24 protein-coding genes are annotated in these 22,497 nt (G+C 43.7%); 18 read left to right on the forward strand and 6 right to left on the reverse strand.

Going from position 1 to position 22,497, the window contains the following annotated elements; translation table 11 throughout:
- Positions 1–266: 266 nt before the first annotated feature.
- Complete coding sequence (locus OH455_RS12630; protein WP_269981647.1) at positions 267–1,793, reverse strand: phospholipase D family protein; 1,527 nt, start codon at positions 1,791–1,793, stop codon at positions 267–269.
- A gap of 170 nt (positions 1,794–1,963) precedes the next feature.
- Complete coding sequence (gene suhB, locus OH455_RS12635) at positions 1,964–2,767, reverse strand: inositol-1-monophosphatase (RefSeq protein ID WP_045976618.1); 804 nt, start codon at positions 2,765–2,767, stop codon at positions 1,964–1,966.
- A 178-nt stretch (positions 2,768–2,945) separates the two neighbouring features.
- Between suhB and trmJ the strand changes: the two genes are divergently transcribed.
- The 12 genes from trmJ (at position 2,946) to fusA (ending at position 13,782) form a co-directional block, all read left to right on the forward strand.
- Positions 2,946–3,671, forward strand: a complete 726-nt coding sequence (gene trmJ, locus OH455_RS12640; RefSeq protein WP_206372109.1) for a tRNA (cytosine(32)/uridine(32)-2'-O)-methyltransferase TrmJ — start codon at positions 2,946–2,948, stop codon at positions 3,669–3,671.
- 118 nt (positions 3,672–3,789) lie between these two features.
- Positions 3,790–4,296: a Fe-S cluster assembly transcriptional regulator IscR gene (gene iscR / locus OH455_RS12645; RefSeq protein WP_045976617.1), complete on the forward strand. Its 507-nt coding sequence runs from the start codon at positions 3,790–3,792 to the stop codon at positions 4,294–4,296.
- A gap of 29 nt (positions 4,297–4,325) precedes the next feature.
- Positions 4,326–5,540 (forward strand): IscS subfamily cysteine desulfurase, encoded by a 1,215-nt coding sequence (locus OH455_RS12650; protein WP_045976616.1) that lies wholly within the window; start codon positions 4,326–4,328, stop codon positions 5,538–5,540.
- Positions 5,541–5,590: 50 nt separating this feature from the next.
- On the forward strand, positions 5,591–5,974 hold the full coding sequence (gene iscU / locus OH455_RS12655) for a Fe-S cluster assembly scaffold IscU (RefSeq protein WP_045976615.1): 384 nt from the start codon (positions 5,591–5,593) through the stop codon (positions 5,972–5,974).
- A 67-nt stretch (positions 5,975–6,041) separates the two neighbouring features.
- Positions 6,042–6,365, forward strand: coding sequence for an iron-sulfur cluster assembly protein IscA (gene iscA, locus OH455_RS12660; RefSeq protein WP_045976614.1), 324 nt, complete (start codon positions 6,042–6,044; stop codon positions 6,363–6,365).
- A gap of 55 nt (positions 6,366–6,420) precedes the next feature.
- Entirely contained in the window at positions 6,421–6,936 is a 516-nt protein-coding gene (gene hscB, locus OH455_RS12665; RefSeq protein ID WP_269981648.1) for a co-chaperone HscB, read from the forward strand.
- Between the two features lie 19 nt (positions 6,937–6,955).
- Entirely contained in the window at positions 6,956–8,809 is a 1,854-nt protein-coding gene (gene hscA, locus OH455_RS12670) for a Fe-S protein assembly chaperone HscA (RefSeq protein WP_269981649.1), read from the forward strand.
- Between the two features lie 12 nt (positions 8,810–8,821).
- A complete protein-coding gene (fdx, locus tag OH455_RS12675; protein ID WP_006959826.1) occupies positions 8,822–9,160 on the forward strand; it encodes an ISC system 2Fe-2S type ferredoxin in 339 nt (112 codons plus the stop codon).
- Between the two features lie 171 nt (positions 9,161–9,331).
- Complete coding sequence (gene iscX / locus OH455_RS12680) at positions 9,332–9,526, forward strand: Fe-S cluster assembly protein IscX (protein ID WP_269981650.1); 195 nt, start codon at positions 9,332–9,334, stop codon at positions 9,524–9,526.
- A 161-nt stretch (positions 9,527–9,687) separates the two neighbouring features.
- Positions 9,688–10,986: an aminopeptidase PepB gene (gene pepB / locus OH455_RS12685; protein WP_269981651.1), complete on the forward strand. Its 1,299-nt coding sequence runs from the start codon at positions 9,688–9,690 to the stop codon at positions 10,984–10,986.
- 52 nt (positions 10,987–11,038) lie between these two features.
- Entirely contained in the window at positions 11,039–11,467 is a 429-nt protein-coding gene (gene ndk / locus OH455_RS12690; protein WP_045976609.1) for a nucleoside-diphosphate kinase, read from the forward strand.
- Between the two features lie 227 nt (positions 11,468–11,694).
- Positions 11,695–13,782, forward strand: coding sequence for an elongation factor G (gene fusA / locus OH455_RS12695; RefSeq protein WP_206372113.1), 2,088 nt, complete (start codon positions 11,695–11,697; stop codon positions 13,780–13,782).
- A 352-nt stretch (positions 13,783–14,134) separates the two neighbouring features.
- On the opposite strand, the gene OH455_RS12700 is transcribed toward fusA, so the two are convergent.
- Entirely contained in the window at positions 14,135–15,067 is a 933-nt protein-coding gene (locus tag OH455_RS12700) for a LysR substrate-binding domain-containing protein (RefSeq protein WP_269981652.1), read from the reverse strand.
- 98 nt (positions 15,068–15,165) lie between these two features.
- Between OH455_RS12700 and OH455_RS12705 the strand changes: the two genes are divergently transcribed.
- Entirely contained in the window at positions 15,166–15,372 is a 207-nt protein-coding gene (locus tag OH455_RS12705; RefSeq protein WP_269981653.1) for a DUF1127 domain-containing protein, read from the forward strand.
- On the opposite strand, the gene OH455_RS12710 is transcribed toward OH455_RS12705, so the two are convergent.
- The 3 genes from OH455_RS12710 to OH455_RS12720 all read right to left on the reverse strand — a co-directional run bounded on the left by OH455_RS12710 (position 15,369) and on the right by OH455_RS12720 (position 18,928).
- Positions 15,369–16,277 carry a LysR substrate-binding domain-containing protein gene (locus tag OH455_RS12710; protein WP_045976605.1) on the reverse strand — a complete coding sequence of 303 codons (909 nt, stop codon included), beginning with the start codon at positions 16,275–16,277 and terminating at the stop codon, positions 15,369–15,371. The two genes, OH455_RS12705 and OH455_RS12710, sit on opposite strands and share 4 nt — an antisense overlap.
- 94 nt (positions 16,278–16,371) lie before the next feature.
- Positions 16,372–18,057, reverse strand: a complete 1,686-nt coding sequence (locus OH455_RS12715; protein ID WP_269981654.1) for an AMP-binding protein — start codon at positions 18,055–18,057, stop codon at positions 16,372–16,374.
- 133 nt (positions 18,058–18,190) lie between these two features.
- Positions 18,191–18,928 (reverse strand): helix-turn-helix domain-containing protein, encoded by a 738-nt coding sequence (locus tag OH455_RS12720; RefSeq protein WP_269981655.1) that lies wholly within the window; start codon positions 18,926–18,928, stop codon positions 18,191–18,193.
- Between the two features lie 500 nt (positions 18,929–19,428).
- On the opposite strand from OH455_RS12720, the gene OH455_RS12725 reads away from it, so the two are divergent.
- The 5 genes from OH455_RS12725 (at position 19,429) to cpaB (ending at position 22,496) form a co-directional block, all read left to right on the forward strand.
- Positions 19,429–19,599 carry a Flp family type IVb pilin gene (locus tag OH455_RS12725; protein WP_269981656.1) on the forward strand — a complete coding sequence of 57 codons (171 nt, stop codon included), beginning with the start codon at positions 19,429–19,431 and terminating at the stop codon, positions 19,597–19,599.
- A 91-nt stretch (positions 19,600–19,690) separates the two neighbouring features.
- Entirely contained in the window at positions 19,691–19,843 is a 153-nt protein-coding gene (locus tag OH455_RS12730; protein WP_269981657.1) for a Flp family type IVb pilin, read from the forward strand.
- 26 nt (positions 19,844–19,869) lie between these two features.
- On the forward strand, positions 19,870–20,397 hold the full coding sequence (locus OH455_RS12735) for an A24 family peptidase (protein ID WP_269981658.1): 528 nt from the start codon (positions 19,870–19,872) through the stop codon (positions 20,395–20,397).
- A gap of 12 nt (positions 20,398–20,409) precedes the next feature.
- Positions 20,410–21,756, forward strand: coding sequence for an AAA family ATPase (locus tag OH455_RS12740; RefSeq protein ID WP_269981659.1), 1,347 nt, complete (start codon positions 20,410–20,412; stop codon positions 21,754–21,756).
- Complete coding sequence (gene cpaB, locus OH455_RS12745) at positions 21,753–22,496, forward strand: Flp pilus assembly protein CpaB (protein WP_269981660.1); 744 nt, start codon at positions 21,753–21,755, stop codon at positions 22,494–22,496. Before OH455_RS12740 ends, cpaB begins: the two co-directional genes overlap by 4 nt.
- Position 22,497 lies beyond the last annotated feature (1 nt).

The raw sequence follows: 22,497 nt of genomic DNA on the forward strand, positions 1-22,497 counted from the left end.
CAAGGCTCTAGCAGAAATGCTGGAGCCTTTTCTTTTGTAGCTAGGAACGAGCAGCGGATTCCGCCACTACCAAAGACGCGCGTGTTGGGAGTTCGAATCTCTCCACCCCTGCCACATTCAAGGCTCTAGTCGAAAGACTGGAGCCTTTTTCTTTGTAGCAAGAAAAGATCAGCGGACTCCGACATTACCCAAACATCTACATGCTGCAAGCTGGAGTATCAGCTTAGTCAGATCTTTCCACTCCAGCCATATATTGAGAATCCAGTTTAAAGGATACTCTTGGGAACAATTCTTCTGATTTTTACCCCTATCTGTTTAAAGATACTAACCTTATGATCTGGGTTGAAGCCTTCGCTAATAAACCACGCGTTTTCTGGCTCCATCTCGATTCTCATTGCAGTATTTACACCATCAGTAATCTCTGGTGAATGAATGACTGTAAAGCTTTCTGTATTGAGGTTGGCGCTACGAGGATCAAAGTTATAAGTACCGACAATCGTTATATGATCATCAATGGTCATCGTCTTAGCGTGTAAGCCAAAGATAGGCGTGGTGGGCAAGCGTTTAAACATATGTTCAGTCATGACCCGCTGACGAACTTTGGCATCTGGCTTGAACTCATAAATCTCGACGCCTGTTTTTAGTAGCTCAGAACGATTCCTTTGATAGCCACTAAACGCTTCTAGGTTGTCGTTGGAGGCGAGGCTGTTAGTGAGGATCTTTATCTCCACCCCTTTGTCGACTAATCGACGAAGGAACTTACGGTCTGCCTTCGTGGTGACTAGGTAAGGTGTCTGGATCAAAATACTTTTCTCAGCACTTTCTGCGAGTTCAATCAACTTGCTTCTTGTAATACTTCCACCACCAAGAAACGTTTGCTGATCGTTTTTACTGGGTTTATCTGAGATGTATTCCACCTTCTCAAGGAATCTAAAGCGTCCTTGGTCCATCAAGCGGTCAAAAGTTTGTGGCACTTTCTCGATTTCAGCTTTTATCTCAGGATGGAAGTTCTCTGGGTTACATGAGTAAGAATGTAGGCGGGAGAAGTCAGGGTTCTTAGGGTAAGGGTTATTACCAACTAGTTTCTCAACTCCTACACTTAGCTCATGGTTCCAAAACTCATTAAATGAGCTTTTTACATCTGATACCGCCTTACCCGCGAGAAAGACGTCTCGATCTCTGAAGTTATACTCGTGGTCAAAACCGAAATACTCGTCCGCGATATTGCGTCCTCCCGTAACGGCTATCTGGTCGTCGACCAAGAATACCTTGTTATGCATTCTTTGGTTTAAACCGTGGAAGTCAGTAAGCAAGGTACCAAGCTTATTGATGATGTTCTTACCTATGTTCACATTCGGGTTATAGATTTTTATCTGTATATTTTCATGGGCATCGAGCATTAGAAGTTCATCGCCTTTCGCGTTTAGCATGATGTCATCAATTAGTACTCTAACTGTTATTCCGCGCTCGGCCGCGCGAACAAGGTGGTCTGTTGCAATCAAGCCAATGTTGTCTACCGAGAATATAAAGTACTGAATATCAATGCTGTGCTCTGCTCTATCCGTTATCCAAGCTCTAGACATCATGGCTTCAGCACCTTGCTCCAAAACATATACGCCAGTTGCATTGTCTAACTTAGACTGGAAGGGCTCAAGGTAATGAGAGAGTGGCTCTACTTGATGCTGTTGAATTGAATCACAATGATCTATTTCAGAAAGTGGCACACTGTCTGGGTCTGAACCACAGCCAATCAAAAGTAGGGTAAGAGAGTAGAAAAGAGGCTTTATCTTCATGCGTTAGTATCGATACATCCGTTGTCTTTAAAAATAGGCATCACTTTCTTATCATATATTGCCTTAGTTATGTGTCTATAGCGACTTAATAGCAGAGTTAGTTCCTGTCGATACAAAAAAACCCACTCTAATGAGTGGGCTAAAAATTTCAGCTGTGACGGAGCTTTAGATTATTTTAGTAGTGCTTCATTACCGTTTTCACGGATGTGCTTAAGCATGCCTTTAACGCCGCGAGCGCTTGAAGCTACAACATTACCTGATTTTACATAGTCAGTGCCGCCAGCAAAATCAGTAACAATAGCACCTGCTTCACGAGCAATAAGCTCACCAGCAGCGATATCCCACGGTTTAAGACCAAGCTCAAAGAAACCATCTACACGGTTTGCTGCAAGGTAACATAGGTCTAGAGCGGCCGAACCTGTGCGACGGAAATCAGAACAGTCAACGAATAGTGCTGACATAATCTTAAAGTAAGACTCTGAGTGCTGTTTCTGTTTGAATGGGAAGCCCGTTGCTAAAACAGTACCCTGAAGGTCTTTTACTTGCTTGACGCGGATACGAGCATTATTAAGTTGCGCGCCAGAACCTCGTTGAGCGGTGAAAAGCTCATTCAGCATTGGGTCGTAAACACAAGCGACTTCTGTTTTGCCTTTGATGCGTACAGCAATAGAAACAGAGAAGTGAGGTAAACCTTTTACAAAGTTTGTAGTGCCATCCAGTGGGTCGATGATCCATTGCACTTCGTCATCTTTACCTTGAAGAAGGCCTGACTCTTCACCAATTACAGTGTGATCAGGGTAAGAGGCTTTGATCGTATCGATAATGATAGCTTCTGCTTCTTTGTCTACGTTAGTGACGAAGTCATTGACGCCTTTTTGAGTCGATTCAATCTTCTCAGCATTTTCTAAAGATTTAGCAATATGGTTGCCTGCTTTTCGTGCAGCACGAATAGCAATATTAAGCATTGGATGCATACTAATTTCCCAACGGATGTTAAAGAACAGAAAAACGGGCGGCAGTATATCAGATAAACACCGAAATGGAAGTGGTTATTTTTTGAACTTTTGGTTTTATTACAGCAAAGGGTCTGACCATTTTACTCAGGTGTATGTTAATATCGCGCAGTTCAAAATTACGTCTTGGAAAACACTGATGCTAAACAATGTCAAAGTTGTACTTGTTGGAACCTCTCACTCTGGAAACATTGGCTCGGCTTCAAGAGCAATGAAAGTCATGGGGCTGACTAACTTAGTACTTGTTGATCCGCAGTGTGAGATAGATGAGCAGGCAACAGCACTTGCTGCTGGCGCAGCAGATATCGTCCGATCGGCAGTGATAGTCAACACATTACATGAGGCTGTTGCTGATTGTAGCCTTGTTGTAGGTTCAAGTGCGCGTTCACGTACTTTAGAATGGCCTATGTTAGAGCCGCGTGAATGTGGTAAGAAATTTGTCGAACAAGGAGAAGCATCTCAGGTCGCATTAGTATTTGGTCGCGAGCGGACCGGATTAACAAACGAAGAGCTTCAGACGTGCCACTATCATGTTTGTATTCCTGCTAATCCTGAGTACAGCTCTCTTAATCTGGCAATGGCTGTTCAGACACTAAGCTATGAAGTTCGTATGGCATATTTGGAAAAGCAACAGAGTCAATATGAGCCTAATCAAGTGGCGGAATATCCAAGACATAAAGAGTTAGAAATGTTCTTTTCGCATCTTGAAAAAGTGGCAACTATGACCCAATTTATTAGCGATGATCAGCCTGGGAAAGTGATGAACAAGCTGCGTAGGCTATTTAATAGAGCCAGACCTGAAGCGCAAGAACTGAATATTCTGCGTGGTGTATTGACCTCAATTGAAAGAAAAATCAATAAGTAAATTAACCACAATAAAATCATAGTTAAATACCTGACTAAAACAGTCAAATATATACTTGACCAATTTAGTCGGGTATGTGAGAATCGCCATCACATAAACAGTGTGGATATGGTGTTATATGAGACTTACATCTAAAGGAAGATACGCAGTTACAGCCATGTTAGATGTGGCTCTGCATTCGCAACAAAACCCAGTGCCTTTGGCTGACATTTCAGAGCGACAAGGGATCTCGTTGTCTTACTTAGAGCAGCTATTTTCAAAGCTACGCAAAGCGGGCCTTGTGGCCAGTGTTCGTGGCCCAGGCGGTGGTTACCGTTTAGGTGAAGACGCTCATTCTATTGCTATTGGTACAGTGATTGCTGCCGTAGACGAGTCGGTTGATGCGACCAAATGCAACGGTAGAGCAGACTGTCAAGGTGGAACTCGTTGCCTTACTCACACTCTTTGGCGTGATTTAAGTTCACGCATCAGTGACTTCTTAAACAACATCACTCTTGGTGAGTTGATGACGGATAACGAAGTACTAGAAATTTCAGACCGACAAGATCTTGGTCTTACGGTTAACCATGGGTTTTCTAACAAGAATTCTAACACCGCGCCCATCGGTGTAAATGTCCGCTCTTAAGCGGTTTGCCTGTTACATTGGAGTAGAGAATGAAACTGCCTATTTACCTAGATTACTCAGCGACTTGTCCTGTAGACCCCCGTGTAGCTGAAAAAATGGTTCAGTACATGACAATGGATGGTACGTTTGGCAACCCTGCATCGCGTTCACATCGATATGGTTGGCAGGCAGAAGAAGCAGTAGATACTGCTCGTGAACAAATTGCTGATCTAATGAATGCCGACCCTCGCGAAATCGTCTTTACCTCTGGCGCGACAGAATCAGATAACCTAGCTATTAAAGGCGCAGCTCATTTCTATTCTAAGAAAGGTAAACACGTGATTACGTGTAAAACTGAGCACAAGGCGGTTCTTGACCCATGTCGCCAACTAGAGCGCGAAGGTTTTGAGGTAACTTACCTTGAACCTGAATCTAACGGTTTGATTGATCTTAAGAAGCTTGAAGCCGCAATGCGTGAAGACACTGTATTGGTTTCGATCATGCATGTGAACAACGAAATTGGTGTTATTCAAGATATCTCTTCTATTGGTGAACTTTGTCGCGAACGTAAAGTGGTTTTCCACGTTGATGCAGCTCAGTCTGCGGGTAAGCTACCAATCGATGTCAAGGAAATGAAAGTAGACCTTATCTCATTGTCTGCTCATAAAGCTTATGGCCCTAAAGGTATCGGTGCACTATACGTTCGTCGTAAGCCACGTATTCGTCTTGAAGCACAAATGCACGGAGGTGGTCATGAGCGTGGTTTCCGTTCAGGCACACTGGCTACTCACCAAATTGTTGGTATGGGCGAAGCGTTCCGTATTGCTAAAGAAGATATGCAAAAAGATTTCGATCATGCACTTGCGCTTCGCAACCGACTATTTGATGGTGTTAAAGATTTAGAAGCTGTAACTGTTAACGGTGACTTTGAGCAACGTGTTCCTCACAACCTGAACGTTAGCTTTGCCTTTGTTGAAGGTGAATCTCTACTGATGTCACTTAAAGATCTAGCGGTCTCTTCAGGTAGTGCGTGTACATCGGCAAGTCTAGAGCCTTCATATGTGCTGCGTGCTCTTGGTCTAAACGATGAACTAGCACATAGCTCTGTACGTTTCTCTTTTGGTCGATTTACGACTGAAGAAGAAATTGATTATGCAATTGAACAAATTCGTACGGCAGTAACTAAACTGCGTGACATGTCTCCTCTATGGGATATGTACAAGGAAGGAATCGATCTAGATACAGTTGAGTGGGCTCACCACTAATTTCATCAGGTTATTCCAAGTCAGTTAATAGAGGATTCGAGGTAAAAATCATGGCATATAGCGAAAAAGTAATTGATCACTACGAGAACCCACGCAACGTTGGTTCGTTTGATAAAGAAGACCCAGCAGTAGGCAGCGGCATGGTTGGTGCTCCAGCTTGTGGTGACGTAATGAAGCTTCAAATTAAGGTAACATCTGAGGGTATTATCGAAGATGCGAAGTTCAAAACATACGGTTGTGGTAGTGCAATCGCATCAAGCTCACTGGTTACCGAGTGGGTAAAAGGTAAGAGCATTGATGAAGCAGCAGCAATTAAGAATGCTGAGATTGCTGAAGAACTTGAGCTGCCACCAGTTAAAGTACACTGCTCGATTCTTGCTGAAGATGCAATCAAAGCTGCGGTTGCTGACTACAAGAAAAAACACCAAGAATAAGTAATCTGTATATAATGGGAGCCTAAAGCTCCCATTCCGTTCGCCAATCAATTAACTAAGGTGCAGTATGGCCATCACAATGACAGAAACCGCGGCAAGTCGCGTTAGAACATTCCTAGAAAACCGAGGTAAAGGGATCGGTTTGCGTTTGGGTGTGAAAACGACAGGCTGTTCTGGAATGGCATATGTACTTGAATTCGTTGATGAGCTTAACGAAGAAGATTCAGTATTCGAGCATGAAGGTGTGAAAGTCATCATTGACCCAAAGAGCCTTGTATACTTAGACGGCACTGAATTGGATTATGTTAAAGAAGGCCTAAACGAAGGGTTTGAATTCAACAACCCGAATGCTAAAAGTGAATGTGGTTGCGGTGAAAGCTTCAACGTATAATTGATAGCGCTTGTAGGCATAGCTTGCAGGTAGATTACCAAGGACCGAATTCTCCATGAATTACTTTGAATTATTTGGGCTACCAAGTCAGTTTCAGCTGGATGGTAGCCTTCTTTCTTCACAATTCCGTGAACTTCAAAAACGCTTCCATCCAGATAACTTTGCCAGTGCTTCAGAGCGAGACCGCCTCATGGCGGTGCAAAAAGCATCGGAAATCAACGATGCCTATCAAGTTTTAAAAAAACCTCTGTCTCGTGCAGAGTATATGCTGGCAGAAAATGGCGTTGATATTCGTGGTGAGCAACAAACCATGAGTGATCCTATGTTTCTAATGGAACAGATGGAATTACGCGAAGAGCTTGAGGAGATTCCATTCAGCTCAGATCCAGAAGAAGCACTATTCGATTTTGAAAGTAAGGTGAGCAAAATGTACAAGCAGCATCTGAAATCGGTAGAGCAGGAACTGAATGATGGGCTCTGGCAACAAGCTGCTGAGCGTGTACGTAAACTCAAATTCATCGCCAAATTAAAAAATGAAATCGAGCTAGTAGAAGAGAAACTCCTCGGCTAGTGAAAAACAAGGACCACTCATGGCACTACTTCAAATTGCAGAACCGGGTCAAAGCTCGGCACCTCATGAGCACAAACTTGCAGCAGGTATCGATTTAGGTACTACCAATTCATTGGTTGCGTCAGTGCGTAGTGGTGACGCTGCAACTCTTAAAGATGAACATGGTCATAGTATCTTACCTTCTGTAGTTAACTACTCTGGTGAAGAACTAACTGTTGGGGCCGAGGCAAAAGCCATGGCTGAGCAAGATCCTGCTAATACCATTATTTCAGTAAAGCGTTTACTCGGACGCTCTCTAGATGACATTCAACAGCGTTACCCAAATCTGCCTTACCAATTCAAAGCGAGTGATAACGGCTTACCTGTTCTTGAAACACAAACGGGCGATAAGAATCCAATTGAGGTTTCAGCCGATATTTTAAGAACGCTAGGCCAGAGAGCGGAAGCAACATTAGGCGGAGAGTTAGCTGGTGTTGTCATTACCGTTCCTGCTTACTTTGATGACGCTCAGCGTGCAGGTACAAAAGACGCTGCTAAGTTAGCTGGTATGCACGTTTTACGTTTGCTAAATGAACCCACTGCAGCGGCTATTGCTTATGGCCTAGACTCCGGCCAAGAGGGCGTTATTGCCGTTTATGACCTGGGTGGTGGTACTTTTGATATTTCAATTCTGCGCCTATCTAAAGGTGTGTTTGAAGTGTTAGCAACGGGGGGGGACTCTGCGTTAGGTGGTGATGATTTCGACCACTTACTTGCTGACTACTTAATGGAACAAGCAGGCTTAGAAACACCATTATCACCGGAAAAGACACGAACGTTACTTAACATCGCGACTGAAACCAAAATTGCTTTCTCTGAAAAAGAGAGCGTTGATGTTGAAGTTTTCGGTTGGAAAGGCAGTGTTAGTCGTGAGCAATTTGAAGATCTTATTCGTCCTCTCGTTAAGAAAACGCTGATGTCATGCCGCCGAGCGCTAAAAGATGCAGAAGTTGATGCTGACGAAGTATTAGAAGTTGTGATGGTAGGTGGTTCAACTCGTACACATCTCGTCCGAGAAATGGTGGGAGACTTCTTTGGTCGTAAGCCGCTAACAAGTATTGACCCTGATGAGGTTGTTGCGATTGGTGCAGGTATTCAGGCTGATATTCTCGCGGGTAATAAGCCAGATTCTGAAATGCTGCTTCTTGATGTAATCCCACTATCTCTAGGTATTGAAACCATGGGGGGACTGGTCGAAAAAATTGTTCCACGTAATACCACAATTCCGGTTGCTCGTGCGCAAGAATTTACGACATTTAAAGATGGTCAGACTGCAATGAGTGTTCACATTGTACAAGGTGAGCGTGAACTGGTTGATGACTGCCGTTCGCTGGCACGTTTCTCATTAAAAGGCATTCCTCCAATGGCTGCTGGTGCTGCTCATATTCGTGTGACATACCAAGTTGATGCCGATGGTCTTCTTTCAGTCACTGCAATGGAAAAGAGCACTGGTGTTCAGTCCGAAATACAAGTTAAACCGTCTTATGGTTTGAGTGACGATGAAGTGGCAAACATGCTGCGTGACTCTATGACGTACGCGAAAGACGACATGATGGCGCGTGCGCTGGCTGAGCAGCGAGTAGAAGCTGATCGTGTTATTGAAGGGTTACTGGCTGCGATGCAAGCGGACGGTGATGACTTGCTGTCCGAAGCGGAAAGAGAAGCCCTGATTAAATCGATTGAATCATTGATTGAACTGCGTAATGGCGATAGTGCGGATGCTATTGAGCAGGGAATCAAAGATACTGATAAAGCGAGTCAGGACTTTGCTTCACGCCGTATGGATAAATCGATTCGAGCTGCACTGTCAGGTCAATCAGTAGATGATATTTAAGAGATAAGAGTTATGCCTAAGATTATAGTATTACCACACGAAGATTTATGCCCGGAAGGTGCGGTACTAGAAGCAGATACTGGTGAAACTGTACTGGATGTGGCGCTGAAAAATGGTATCGGTATCGAGCATGCGTGTGAAAAGTCATGTGCGTGTACTACCTGTCACATTGTGGTTCGTGAAGGCTTTGACTCTTTGGAAGAGAGTGACGAGTTGGAAGACGACATGCTGGACAAAGCATGGGGCTTGGAGCCTGAATCACGATTGGGTTGTCAGGCTAAAGTTACGGATGAAGACTTGGTGGTTGAGATTCCTAAATACACTCTTAACCACGCTTCAGAAGATCACTAATACTCTCATACTTGAAGCCGCAGCGTTGTTTACTAAGTGAGCTCATCCCAATTACATAGAACACCTATGCTCATAGGGATGAGCTCACTTGTTGCCTAGCCGCAACTCCAATTATTTTGAGTATTCTGCATTTATTGATGTGAGCAAAAAGAATTACATAAGGAATTGGTTATGAAATGGACAGATTCACGCGATATCGCGATCGAATTGTGCGACAAGTTCCCTGAAATAGATCCTAAAACAGTACGTTTTACCGATCTTCATCAGTGGATTACTGAGTTGGATGAGTTTAATGATGAGCCTAACCGCTCTAACGAAAAGATTCTCGAAGCAGTGATTCTATGCTGGATGGATGAAATGGATTAGCGCTTGCTAAAAAGTCTTTCTAGTTAACAAATTTTACTAAAAGTAACGGGCCTTAGCGCCCGTTTTTTTATCGAATTGACATTTTAGCTCTACAAAATGCTAACATCCGAACGTAAAACAAGATGGCTTGGACAACGCCAATAAGAAGACAAGGAGAAACCATGTCTACACAGATGTCAGTATTTTTGAGTCAAGAGCCAGCGGCACCACATTGGGGAGAGAAAGCAATCCTTTCATTCACGGAAACGGATGCAACCATTCACCTTGGTGCAGGAGATGATCTTGACACTGTACAACGCGCTGCACGTAAATTGGATTCGCAAGGTATCGCTTCTGTATCTCTTGAGGGAGCGGGCTGGGATCTTGAGAGTGTTTGGGCATTTCATCAAGGTTATCGAGGACCAAAGAAAAACAATGCATTAGCTCTACCTGAGTTAGTCGAAACGGCTCAAAGAGAGTTGGACGCACGAATCAAGGCAACCGAGTTCACTCGTGACATCATTAACAAACCAGCTGAAGAAGTGGCACCACGTCAGCTCGCAACTATGGCTGCTGAGTTTATTAAGTCGGTCGCTCCAGAAGGTACGGTTAAAGCTCGAATTGTAAAAGATAAAGACTTACTGGCCGAAGGGTGGGAAGGTATCTATGCGGTAGGACGCGGATCTGAGCGTACATCTGCCATGCTGCAACTCGATTACAACCCAACAGGCGATGAGAATGCGCCCGTTTGGGCATGTCTTGTGGGTAAGGGCATCACTTTTGATTCTGGTGGCTATAGTATCAAACCTTCAGGCTTTATGGCGGCAATGAAAGCAGATATGGGCGGTTCGGGTACGATCACTGGTGGCTTAGGTCTGGCAATTATGCGTGGCCTGAACAAACGTGTAAAACTGATTCTGTGCTGTGCTGAAAACATGATCTCAGGTCGAGCGTTGAAGCTGGGTGATGTCATTACTTACAAGAATGGTAAAACGGTCGAGATCTTGAATACCGACGCGGAAGGTCGTCTAGTTCTCGCCGATGGCTTACTTTATGCGAGTGAGCAAAAACCAGCATTGATTGTTGATTGTGCCACGCTGACAGGTGCGGCTAAAAACGCACTAGGTAATGACTACCATGCATTAATGAGTTTTGATGAAGAACTCTCCCAGCAGGCGTTATCTGCAGCAAAAGAAGAGAAAGAAGGCCTATGGCCATTGCCGTTAGCGGATTTCCACCGTGGAATGTTGCCATCGAATTTTGCTGATTTATCTAATATCAGCAGTGGTGATTATTCTCCAGGTGCCAGCACGGCTGCTGCTTTCTTGTCTTACTTTGTTGAGGACTACAAAAAGGGCTGGTTACATTTCGACTGTTCTGCTACATATCGCAAATCAGCAACAGATAAATGGGCTGCTGGCGCAACAGGTGTTGGAGTACGCACTCTGGCTGGCTTATTGATTCAGCAAGCAAACAAATAATTGTGAGAGGTCAATGACCTCCTGAAAAACAAAGAAAATAAAAGGATACCCTATGGCTCTAGAAAGAACTTTTTCTATCATCAAGCCTGATGCAGTAGAACGTAACCTGATTGGTGAAATTTATCATCGCATTGAAAAAGCGGGCCTTCAAATTATTGCAGCGAAAATGGTTCAGTTAACCGAAGAGCAAGCGAGTGGTTTCTATGCTGAGCATGAAGGCAAACCTTTTTTCCCTGCTTTAAAAGAGTTCATGACCTCAGGCCCTATCATGGTCCAAGTTCTTGAAGGTGAAAATGCAATTGCTCGTTATCGCGAATTAATGGGCAAAACGAATCCAGAAGAAGCTGCATGTGGTACGATTCGTGCTGACTACGCGCTGAGTATGCGTCACAACTCTGTGCATGGTTCAGATAGTCCTGAATCGGCCGCTCGTGAGATTGAATTCTTCTTCCCACAGGCAGAGATTTGCCCACGCACTTGATTGAAATTGAGTCCTAATCTGATGTGCTGTGCAACGTTACGTTAAGCAGCACTCTTGTTCTTAAGAAGGTTGGGGCTGCGGGTTGAATTGACCACGAAGGCTCACCATTTACTGCTAGTATTGGTGAGAAAAGTTTTTTTTATTCACATAGGCACGCAAAGCTATCAGTCTTGACAGATTGTGATATACTCTGCGCGCAATTTATACCTTATAAACAGAGTAAGACAATGGCAGATTTATCAAAGTACAGAAACATTGGTATTTTCGCGCACGTTGATGCGGGTAAAACTACCACCACTGAGCGTATACTAAAGCTTACTGGTAAAATCCACAAAACTGGTGAAGTACACGACGGTGAGTCTACAACTGACTTCATGGAGCAGGAAGCTGAGCGTGGTATCACAATCCAGTCTGCTGCCGTTACTTGTGAGTGGAATGGCCACCGCCTAAACGTTATCGATACTCCGGGACACGTTGACTTTACAGTAGAAGTATACCGTTCGCTTAAAGTTCTTGACGGTGGTATCGGTGTATTCTGTGGTTCTGGTGGTGTTGAGCCTCAGTCAGAAACTAACTGGCGCTACGCGAACGATTCAGAAGTTGCTCGTCTGATCTTCGTAAACAAACTAGACCGTATGGGTGCAGACTTCTTCAACGTTGTTGACCAGGTGAAAAACGTTCTTGGTGCAAACCCACTAGTAATGACTCTGCCAATCGGTCGTGAAGACGATTTCGTTGGTGTTGTAGACGTACTAAACCGTCAAGCTTACGTTTGGGACGAAACTGGCCTTCCAGAGAACTACGAAGTTAAAGACATCCCAGCTGACATGGTTGATGATGTAGAACAGTACCGTGAAGAGCTAGTTGAAACTGCTGTAGAGCAAGACGACGATCTAATGGAAGCTTACATGGAAGGTGAAGAGCCGTCTATTGAGCAACTAAAAGCGTGTATCCGTAAAGGTACTCGTGAACTAGCGTTCTTCCCAACGTTCTGTGGTTCTGCGTTCAAGAACAAAGGTATGCAACTTATCCTTGACGCTGTTGTAGATTACCTACCAGCTCCAGCGGAAGTTGACCCTCAGCCTCTAACCGATCCAGAAACAGGTGAGCCAACTGGCGAAGTAGCGACTGTATCTGCAGACGAGCCACTAAAAGCACTAGCATTCAAGATCATGGATGACCGCTTTGGCGCACTAACGTTCGTACGTATCTACTCTGGTCGTCTGAAGAAGGGTGATACTATCCTTAACTCAGCAACGGGTAAGACTGAGCGTATCGGTCGTATGTGTGAGATGCAAGCTGATGAGCGTAATGAACTTACTGAAGCGCAAGCAGGTGACATCATCGCTATCGTTGGTATGAAGAACGTTCAGACTGGTCACACTCTATGTGATCCTAAGCATGAATGTACTCTAGAAGCAATGATCTTCCCAGAACCAGTAATCTCGATCGCTGTTTCTCCGAAAGACAAAGGCTCTACAGAGAAAATGGGTATCGCGATCGGTAAGATGGTTGCAGAAGATCCATCATTCCAGGTTGAGACTGATGAAGACTCTGGCGAGACTATCCTGAAAGGTATGGGTGAACTTCACCTAGACATCAAGGTAGATATCCTTAAGCGTACTTACGGCGTAGAGCTAGAAGTAGGTGCTCCACAGGTAGCTTACCGTGAAACTATCACTCAAGCTGTTGAAGATAGCTACACGCACAAGAAGCAGTCTGGTGGTTCTGGTCAGTTCGGTAAGATCGACTACCGTATCCGCCCAGGTGAGCCAAACTCTGGTTTCACGTTCTCTTCAACTGTTGTTGGTGGTAACGTACCTAAAGAATTCTGGCCTGCAGTTGAGAAAGGTTTCGCATCTATGATGGAAACTGGTGTTCTAGCTGGCTTCCCTACTCTAGATGTAGAAGTTGAGCTGTTCGACGGTGGCTTCCACGCAGTTGACTCTTCAGCTATTGCTTACGAAATCGCTGCAAAAGGCGCATTCCGTCAGTCTATGCCAAAAGCGGGTGCACAACTTCTTGAGCCAATCATGAAAGTTGACGTATTCACTCCAGAAGACAACGTTGGTGACGTAATCGGTGACCTTAACCGTCGTCGTGGTATGATTAAAGACCAACAAGCTGGTACTACAGGCGTTCGTATTAAGGCAGACGTTCCTCTATCGGAAATGTTTGGCTACATCGGTCACCTACGTACTATCACTTCTGGTCGTGGTCAGTTCTCAATGGAGTTCGGTCAATACGCACCATGTCCAGCAAACGTTGCTGAGCAAGTGATTGCAGAAGTTAAAGAGCGTAACGAGAAGAAATAATTCTCAAGAGTTCGCTAGATAGCTTTGAAAGCCCCAGTCGAATGACTGGGGCTTTTTTTTGTTATGGGAACGGGCTAAGCCCTATGGATAACGGGAACGGACTTCGTCCTATGGAGAACTGGAACGCTGCGCTTTCGGATAGCTAGAACGGGCTACGTCCTTCGAGAATTATTGGGTCATTCCATAGAGTGACGAAGGAGCGAGTAGGGAATCTGATCAAGTATCCAATTCGCTTCAATAGATCCCCAACTCACTCGTTCCTCGCTCTCGGGGATGACAAAACAAAGGGTGGCGCAAAAAATCTCAGCACCGCAAATCATCCCAATTCCCTATTCCCAATTCCCGCTCTGGCTCACCTTGGGCTTTGACTATCGATGATTTCTAGCCCTAAATGATCGATCTTTTTACACTCTTCAGCTTGAGCAAAAATCCACTCACAGAAGCGTTTGATTTTCTCTCTTTTAAAGTAGGCGCGTGGTGCGCACAAGAAATAGTTGTAGTCGGTACGCTGCGCTAGATTACCGATTCTGACTAGCTTCCCTTCATCAATATAACGTTGAGCTAAGGTATGCTTGGCGAGTGCGACGCCTTGAACGGCTAAAGCACCTTCTAATACAAAGTGGGAGCCATTGTATTTCAGTGTTGGCTTAGAGGCTTTGTGACCCACGTTGTTAAGCCAAATCCCCCAGTCTAGGTCACGCCAATAATCTTCAATTAAGTCCGCGCCAGCTAGGTCGCTGAGTTCGTATATGCCGTGTTGCTCTTGGTAGATAGGATGACAAACAGGATAGAGCAACTCTTCAATAAGTAGCTCTGAAGTGATGTTTGGGTAATCACCAGGCCCATATCGAATGCACAAATCAAGGTTAGAGTTTTGAAAGTCAGCCAGCTCGCTGGTGGGTTCAATCATGAGTTCTTGTTCTGGATGTAGAGCTCTGAAATGACCGATTCTCGGTACAAGCCAGTGTTGAGCAAAAGAAGGCAGTGTCGAAATAGACAATAAGTTTGGGTTAGGGTCCGAATTGATTTGTCGAACGCCATCCTGAATGTGTTCAAAGCCTTTTCGTGCTTGCTGATAAAGAATCTCGCCTTCCGCAGTAAGCTGCACTTTTCGGTGCTGGCGCACAAAGAGTTCTACGCCTAGAAACTCTTCTAGCTGACGTATTTGTTGGCTGATTGCAGCGGCAGTGACAAACAGATGTTCAGCCGCTTTTTTAAAACTGCCCAACTGTGCTGCCGTGTAAAAGTAATACAGTCCTTGTAGAGGAGGGAGGCGATCTTTCACTTAAGTTTTCCTTAACTAAAGGTCAAATTCCATCGTTTGAGAGCGATTCAATATTGTCCGATTATTAAGTCAATTATTACTAAACGCAAGGTGAAGTTATGGAAAATCCAACCAACTCTATGATGTATCCGATTGAAGCTCGTCTATCTTTAAAACAGAAATTCTTAACAAAGATTAGAAGATGGAGACGAAATTATCGTACTCGCCACCAGCTCGAACAACTGTCTGAACGTATGCTACGTGACATAGGTGTCGAGCAAAAAGAAGCGTTACGTGAATCTCGTCGGACATTTTGGGATGACTAACTCTGATGTTCATTGATTTCATTCTGCAGCCAGTTAACAAACGCTTGAATACGTTTTTTGCGTGGAGAGTCGTCACTATAGAAAAGGTTGAACTGGATGCCCGGTGTCATGCCAATATCAAAAGGTTTGACTAAAAGCCCACGCTCAACGTAATCACTGGCGAGAGAATCAGAAGCAAGACAAGCTCCATGACCAGACATCACGGCTTTCATTGCATGGTCAAAAGTACTGACTTCCATCCAACGAACTGAGTTCTCGCTCATACTGACACCCGCTTGGGCGAACCATGACTCCCAAGGGTAGCCACCTGATTCATAATGAATCAACCAGCATGCTTGAAGCTGAACTGGTTTTTTTAAATTGATCGACTTGGCAAGATGAGGAGAACAAAATGGATAAATCGTTTCCTCAAATAAAAACTCTTTGTGGAAGGATTTGTTACTCTCTATATCGAGTTGTTCACCTTGCCAGATAGCAAGATCAGCATCACCTTGTTTTAAATTTGGCGCGTCACAGCTGGTAAGGATGCGAATCGGAATATTAGGGTGTTGAGTGGAAAATTTCCACAGCCTAGGTAGTAACCACCTTGAAGCAAAAGAGGGCGTTGAGTTGACGCATAGCAGGCCTTCAATTGGCTCACTTTGGATCTGGTTTAACCCTGTGATAATGTTTTCAAAACCTAAAGAGACATGCTTAAAGAGAATCTTTCCTTGCTCTGTTAGGCGCATTTCCCGTCCATCTCGGACAAAAAGCTTACAGCCCAATCCGTCCTCAAGTTGACGTATCTTTTGGCTGACAGCCGCTTGGCTGATAAAGAGTTCTTCTGCTGCTCTACTGTAACTGTTTAGTCTTGCGGCTATCTCAAAACAACGCAGGCCCGGCAGGTGATGCAGTCTTGCATCCATATTCATTCCTTTAAATTTGCTCCCTTTTTGTTGAGCATCATAATGACAAATGATAAAAAAGCAAAAAAAGGAGAGCTTTCGCTCTCCTTATGTTTTACTCTTCCCAGACAACGAGTTGTCCTTTGGGCCAGTTGTGGCCTACATCATGATATTTCTGCTCAAGGACATGACGTTTGATTTTCAAAGTTGGAGTGAGGATGCCATTTTCAATACTCCAAGGGTCTTTGATCATTAGAACTCCCTTGATCTGCTCGTGAGACTCCAATTCAGCATTCATCCTTTCGACGACTTTTTTCGTTGTTCTTTCGTAGCGAGCGCGATCAAAATTAGGGAAATCGTGAGGTACCACTAAAAGTATAGGCGCGGGTAATCCAAGGCCGATGAGACACATCATCTCTACACGACTGTACTCAAAGAGCTTCTTCTCAATAGGCACAGGGGCAACAAACTTACCTTTGGCTGTTTTGAAGGTGTCCTTTTTACGCCCTTGGATGGTTAAGTAACCATCTGCGTCGATAAAACCGATATCTCCAGTATGTAGCCAGCCTTCTGAATCAAACGATTCTTGAGTTGCGATATCATTTTTGTAGTAACCAGAGAACAGGCCCTTGCCGCGCACCATGATCTCTTCATCATCCGCGATCTTAAGCTCGATTCCTGGACCTGCATTACCGACTGAGCCAATTTTGTCCGCTCTGAATGGATAATTGAGAGTACTGTAAGCAAAGGACTCGGTCATTCCCCAAGCTTCGGTGATATTGAGGCCTACGCTATGGTACCAACTCAGTAATGCTGGCGAGACGGGAGCTGAACCACAGCCCAAAACACGAGCCTGATCTAGACCAAGACCGTCTGCGAGTTTCTTTTTAATCAGTGAATTGACAAAAGGAATTTTGAGCAAAATATTGAGTTTTTTCTGCGGGAGTTTGTCCTGAATACGTTGTTGGAACAAAGTCCATAGACGTGGTACAGAGATAAACAGCGTTGGGCGCTGCATTTTTACGTCTTCGATGAAAGTATCAAGAGACTCTGGGAATGCAGTGGTAACCCCGCCCATGATAGAGGAACCAAAGATATATACTCGTTCAGTGATATGAGCCAGCGGTAAATAAGAGAACAGGCGGTCATTTTCTTGAATACCGATATGGTTTATCAATTGTTGTACTGACCAACTGAAAGCACCATAGGTCAGCATGGCACCCTTGGGCAAGCCTGATGTACCTGATGTATAAACCAATGACATTAGCTTGTCATCATAATGTTCTGGTCGATCTTTACTCGGCTGAGATTGAGCGATTAAGTTATTAAAGTTGTGCTGACATTGAGGGGCAGTGTCATAAGGGAGCGAGATGCTGATAAGATTTGGCATTGCATCCAGCACTTGTTGAGTTGCGGTAGCATCATCAAGTTTACCGCCAATCAGTGCTTTACTTTCACTATGGGTGACGCAGTATTCAATTGTATCTGCTCCGGCTGTTGGGAAGATGGGAACACTGACAAAGTCACCCAGCATCAAAGCCAAATCACAAATAAACCATTCTGCGCAGTTTTTTGAGACTAAAGCTATCTTATCTCGTGGTTGCAGACCTAGCGCCTGCAGTGCGGCAACCAATTTCAGTGCTTTGTCAGCGACCTCTGCATAGGTAAATTCGACAAATTGACGATCAATGATTTGTTTGAGATACACTTCATTCGGGCGTTCCTCTGCCCAGCGAAGGATCATTTCATTTGGTGGCGGGAGAGCACAAGTCGTTTTGCTTAACTCGTTAGGCTGAATCATTTTCTAACTCCATGTTATTGGCAAAGTTATGATATTTTTATTGTTAACAGCTTGTTAACTTTAGCATGCAGGAGTTAAGAGAGGGAAGCATTAGGCAAGAGTTGAACAGGAACTTGTGACCGTGGCGTTAAAACTAATGGAGCTGGCGGTAGATAGCTGGACTTAGACCTGTTTTTTTCTTGAAAATACGAGAGAAATACGACACATCATTGTACCCACATTGGAAGGCAATAAAGGAAATTTTCTCTTTCCTTTTTTCACTAAGCAGCTGTTTTGCAAGACTTATTCTTTTTATGGTGAGGTAATCTCTAAAGCTGACTCCTATCGATTTATGAAAAAATTTAGAGAAATAGGTAACAGAGTAATGACAGTATTCTGCAATATCTTCTTCACGAATAGTTCGTGACAGGTTTTTGTCAATGTATCTAAGAATTTCGACTAGGTCTTTGCTGATATTCTTTTGTTCAGATATCGCCGGAAGTTTATGGATCTCTAAGATCTCTTTGTGTTGATTGAACTGGTAGTGGACTTGCTTGCTGAGCTCTTCTGCCCAAGGTTTTACCGATTTTCCATTAAGATCAAGCGTTGAAAACACGATTTCCAATTGCTCAACTTCTGGATCCAGATGCTCTCTATAGAGCAAGACAAGATGCTTGTGTAAGTTCTGACAAAGCTTTGCAGTGGTTAGAAATAGAGAATCAAAATTTTCTTCATAGAAAAAAAAACAGAAATCAATATCGGACTCACTCAATACGGAAACGTCATAGCCGTAGTCGAGGAGATGAAAATACCTCTCTAGATCCCTCACCGTATCTTTATCAACGTAACTTATTGATTGGCCTAACCAATATCCTTTATGTAACACATCCACAGAAAGCGTATTCCCAAGTGATTGTTGCCGTTATCTACTAATAAGGTTAGGTGAGAGGTGGATAATCTCAACTATGACTTGTTTATCTATTTACCTGCGATATGAGTCTTATCTCGCTCCCTTGTTGAGTCTTTGGTAATTATTTTTATTTTTTTTTGAGATAAACATCTAATTTTTTGCTCTGGCCAGATCTTGTCAAGTATCAAAAGTGATACAGGGAAAAATAATCTTACCAACTTCGTGAAAGGATATTAGTGGAAAATATTTATTTTTATAAAACAGAATATTATGAGTGGTTATTTCAGTATGTAAATTGGTGTAATTATCCTAATTTACGACATAAGCAGTATTTTTGTCTCATTTTAATACGTTTGTTTAAGCAAACCTGTGACAAAAAAGTACCAAAGATGGTTAAAAAAATCCTAACTCTTATCCGATGAAATATCTAAATTAAGAGATAAGCGAGGCAGCTTAATGTACTTTTCTAAAGGAGACTAGTCATGAATAAAGTACTAACTAACATCAAAGCATTTCTTAAGGATGAAGAAGGTCTAACTGTAGTTGAATATGTTGTCGGGGCGGGTCTTTTAGTAGCCGGGCTAACAGGTATTTTCACCACCTTTAGCGGCACACTTACGACTCAACTAAGTAATATCTTTTCTACAAGCTAACCTTTGATGGCTGATTTCAGTTTAGGTAGTAATTGAGACCCATGGTGTTGGCCGTGGGTCCTTTGTACATTTGTCTAAGGAGTTGACCATTGTGCGCAGAATCAAATGTTTTTTAGATGACGAAGAAGGCCTTACTGTTGTTGAGTATGTAGTTGGTGCTGGCCTGATTGTGGTGGGCTTTGCAGGTTTATTTGTTGCTTTTAGAGGGATATTGACAACTGAATTTGCATCTATATTTAGTTAGTGAGCACAGAGCCAAGGAGCGGTTAAATGAACTTACTTATATGGATTGTTTTATTTGCTGTAGCCGTTTCTGATGCTAAGGAACATCGAATACCTAACGCTCTGCTATTAGTCATCATGGCCTTGGTTTGTATTAACATAATTTTTACTTATCAAGATTTCTCTCTCCTGTTTTGGTCGTCTACGACTGGTCTTATTTGCTTTATATGCGCATTACTTCTTTACTTTTTAAAGGTAATGGCTCCTGGAGACGTGAAACTTTTGGGGGTCATTGGTTTCTGGTTAGGCACTGAGCATATTACGCAAGCTATATTTTGGATTGCAGTTTCGAGCATCATTGTTGGTCTCTTCTATGCATTACTAAGAGTGGCTGAATCTCCGGATAAAGCAAAAGCACTACTCAATAAATATTCGCTCCTTGCCATGCATGGTCAATCTGCGTCGAAATTAGCTGGAGATTCGCCGAGAAGAAAAATAAGCGATCACTATAGAATGCCATTTGCGCCAGTCGTTGTGTTAGGAATCGCCCTTTATTTTTATTTTTTGAATCAATGACAAGGAGTCATTATGGTTCAGATTAAGTCTCAATTACGGCATCGAACTGAGTTGACGCCGCAAGCAACGGAACCCCCAGTACCGACTACCTTTGATGATCTGGGCGTACCTAAAGCTGTGGTCGAAAATCTAGTAATCAAGCATATTGCGGCCTACCCCAAATCCGATATTCTTCAACTGACAAAACTGCTTTGCATTAACAGCCACCTCATTGACGATATCATCGCTAGCTTGAGGGCGAAATCGTTAGTCGAAGTATTTCAAGCTGCCTCAAGTTCTTTTTCTGTTCAAACCAGTGGTCATGTACGCTATGCCTTGTCTGAATCAGGTATGCAAGAGGCAGACATCGCGTTTATCAAGGATGCCTATCTCGGCCCTGTCCCTGTTTCCCTGAATGCTTATAGTGATATGGTGACAGCTCAGGATGTTAGAGCGCAAATGGTCAATCGAGATGATGTCGAATACGCTTTGTCTGATGTGCTTGGTGCTCATCGCATGATTGGCGTGTTAGGTCCCGCGATTAATTCGGGTCGAGCCTTGCTTCTCTATGGGAGTGCGGGGTCAGGTAAAACTTTTGTTGCGACTAAGATACTTAACTCCCTCAACACATCTATCTATGTCCCTTATTCAGTGTTTGCAGCGGGCAACATCATAAAAGTGTTTTCTCCTCAACATCACAAACGTGTTCGTAGCGATGAACTTCATTCCATTACTTTTAAAGAGCATTTTGATCGCCGCTGGGCTTTGTGTGAGAGACCTAGCATTCAAGTGGGAGGTGAACTCACAATGGACATGTTGGAGGTCAATCACAGTGAGCATAACAAGGTCTGGATGGCGCCGCTTCAAATGATGGCAAACAACGGCATTTTCATTATTGATGACTTAGGGCGTCAACCTATGCCGGTCGATACATTGCTCAACCGTTGGATTGTTCCAATGGAATATTTCTACGATTATTTAAATCTTCCCAATGGCCAGCAGATCAGTATCCCATTTATTCTCACACTCGCATTCTCTACGAACTTGGATCCGGAAAAGATCAGTGACCCCGCATTTTTGCGCCGTTTGGGCTACAAGATCCAATTTGGCCCGCTACTAGAAAATGAATACAGAGAATTGTGGGGAATGATTTCTAAATCGAAGGCTTTATCCATAGCAGATGGATGTTTTGATTTATTATTTGACTTACATCGTCAGCATAACGTGGGCTTTTATCCTTGTTTGCCAAAGGACTTAGTCGGTATCAGCCGAGATATCATCATTTTTGAAGAAGTAGAGCCAGTTATCTCCCCTGAAATACTAAGCCGCGCGTGGGAAGTTTATTTCACAGCTGATGGCAAAGGAGGAGGTGAACGATGAGTCGAAATCAGGTGATGCTACTTTTTCTACTCTCCATCGCATTCGGTTTGGGCGCCGTGTTTTTCGCCAAACAATGGATGGATAGACAAATACAACCTCAAACGGAAGTAGAGGTGATTGAAAGAGAGCCCGTGATAGTCACGACACAAGAAATCTTAGCGGGAAGTGTCATTGAAGCACAGCACATCACCACTAAGCTACTTGAAAAAGCATGGCGTGATGAATTTCAGTTCTCTAGTGTAGAGGACTTGGTGGGCCAAGTGGTAGCAACAACTATTTATCCGGGCGAGATCGTGACAATCCATCGTTTGGCAATTCCCGGAGAAGGCTCCACGTTGGCGTCTTTGATACCTGAGAATAAGCGAGCGGTCACAATACGTGTAAATGACGTTATCGGTGTAGCGGGATTTCTTTTGCCCGGTAACAAAGTCGATGTGCTTAATACGATTAAATACAGTTCTACATCCGCATCTACTGTGACCGTTCTAAAAGAGATCAAGGTCTTGGCTGTAGATCAGACCGCAAAAACGAAAGAGAACAAGCCGATTATTGTTCGTGCGGTGACATTAGAAGTGTCTCCTCGAGAAGCAGAAAAGTTATTGTCTGCTCAGAGCAAAGGTGAAATTCAGCTTGCTCTACGTAATCCTCATGAAGAAGAAAAAGTCGTCAAACGCTACGTTGCACCGAGTGTCACCATTATCAAAGGCACTGAATCTCGCAACATCAGAGTTAAGGACTGAG

The sequence above is a fragment of the Vibrio sp. T11.5 genome (assembly GCF_027587155.1).
Classification (GTDB): domain Bacteria; phylum Pseudomonadota; class Gammaproteobacteria; order Enterobacterales; family Vibrionaceae; genus Vibrio; species Vibrio neptunius.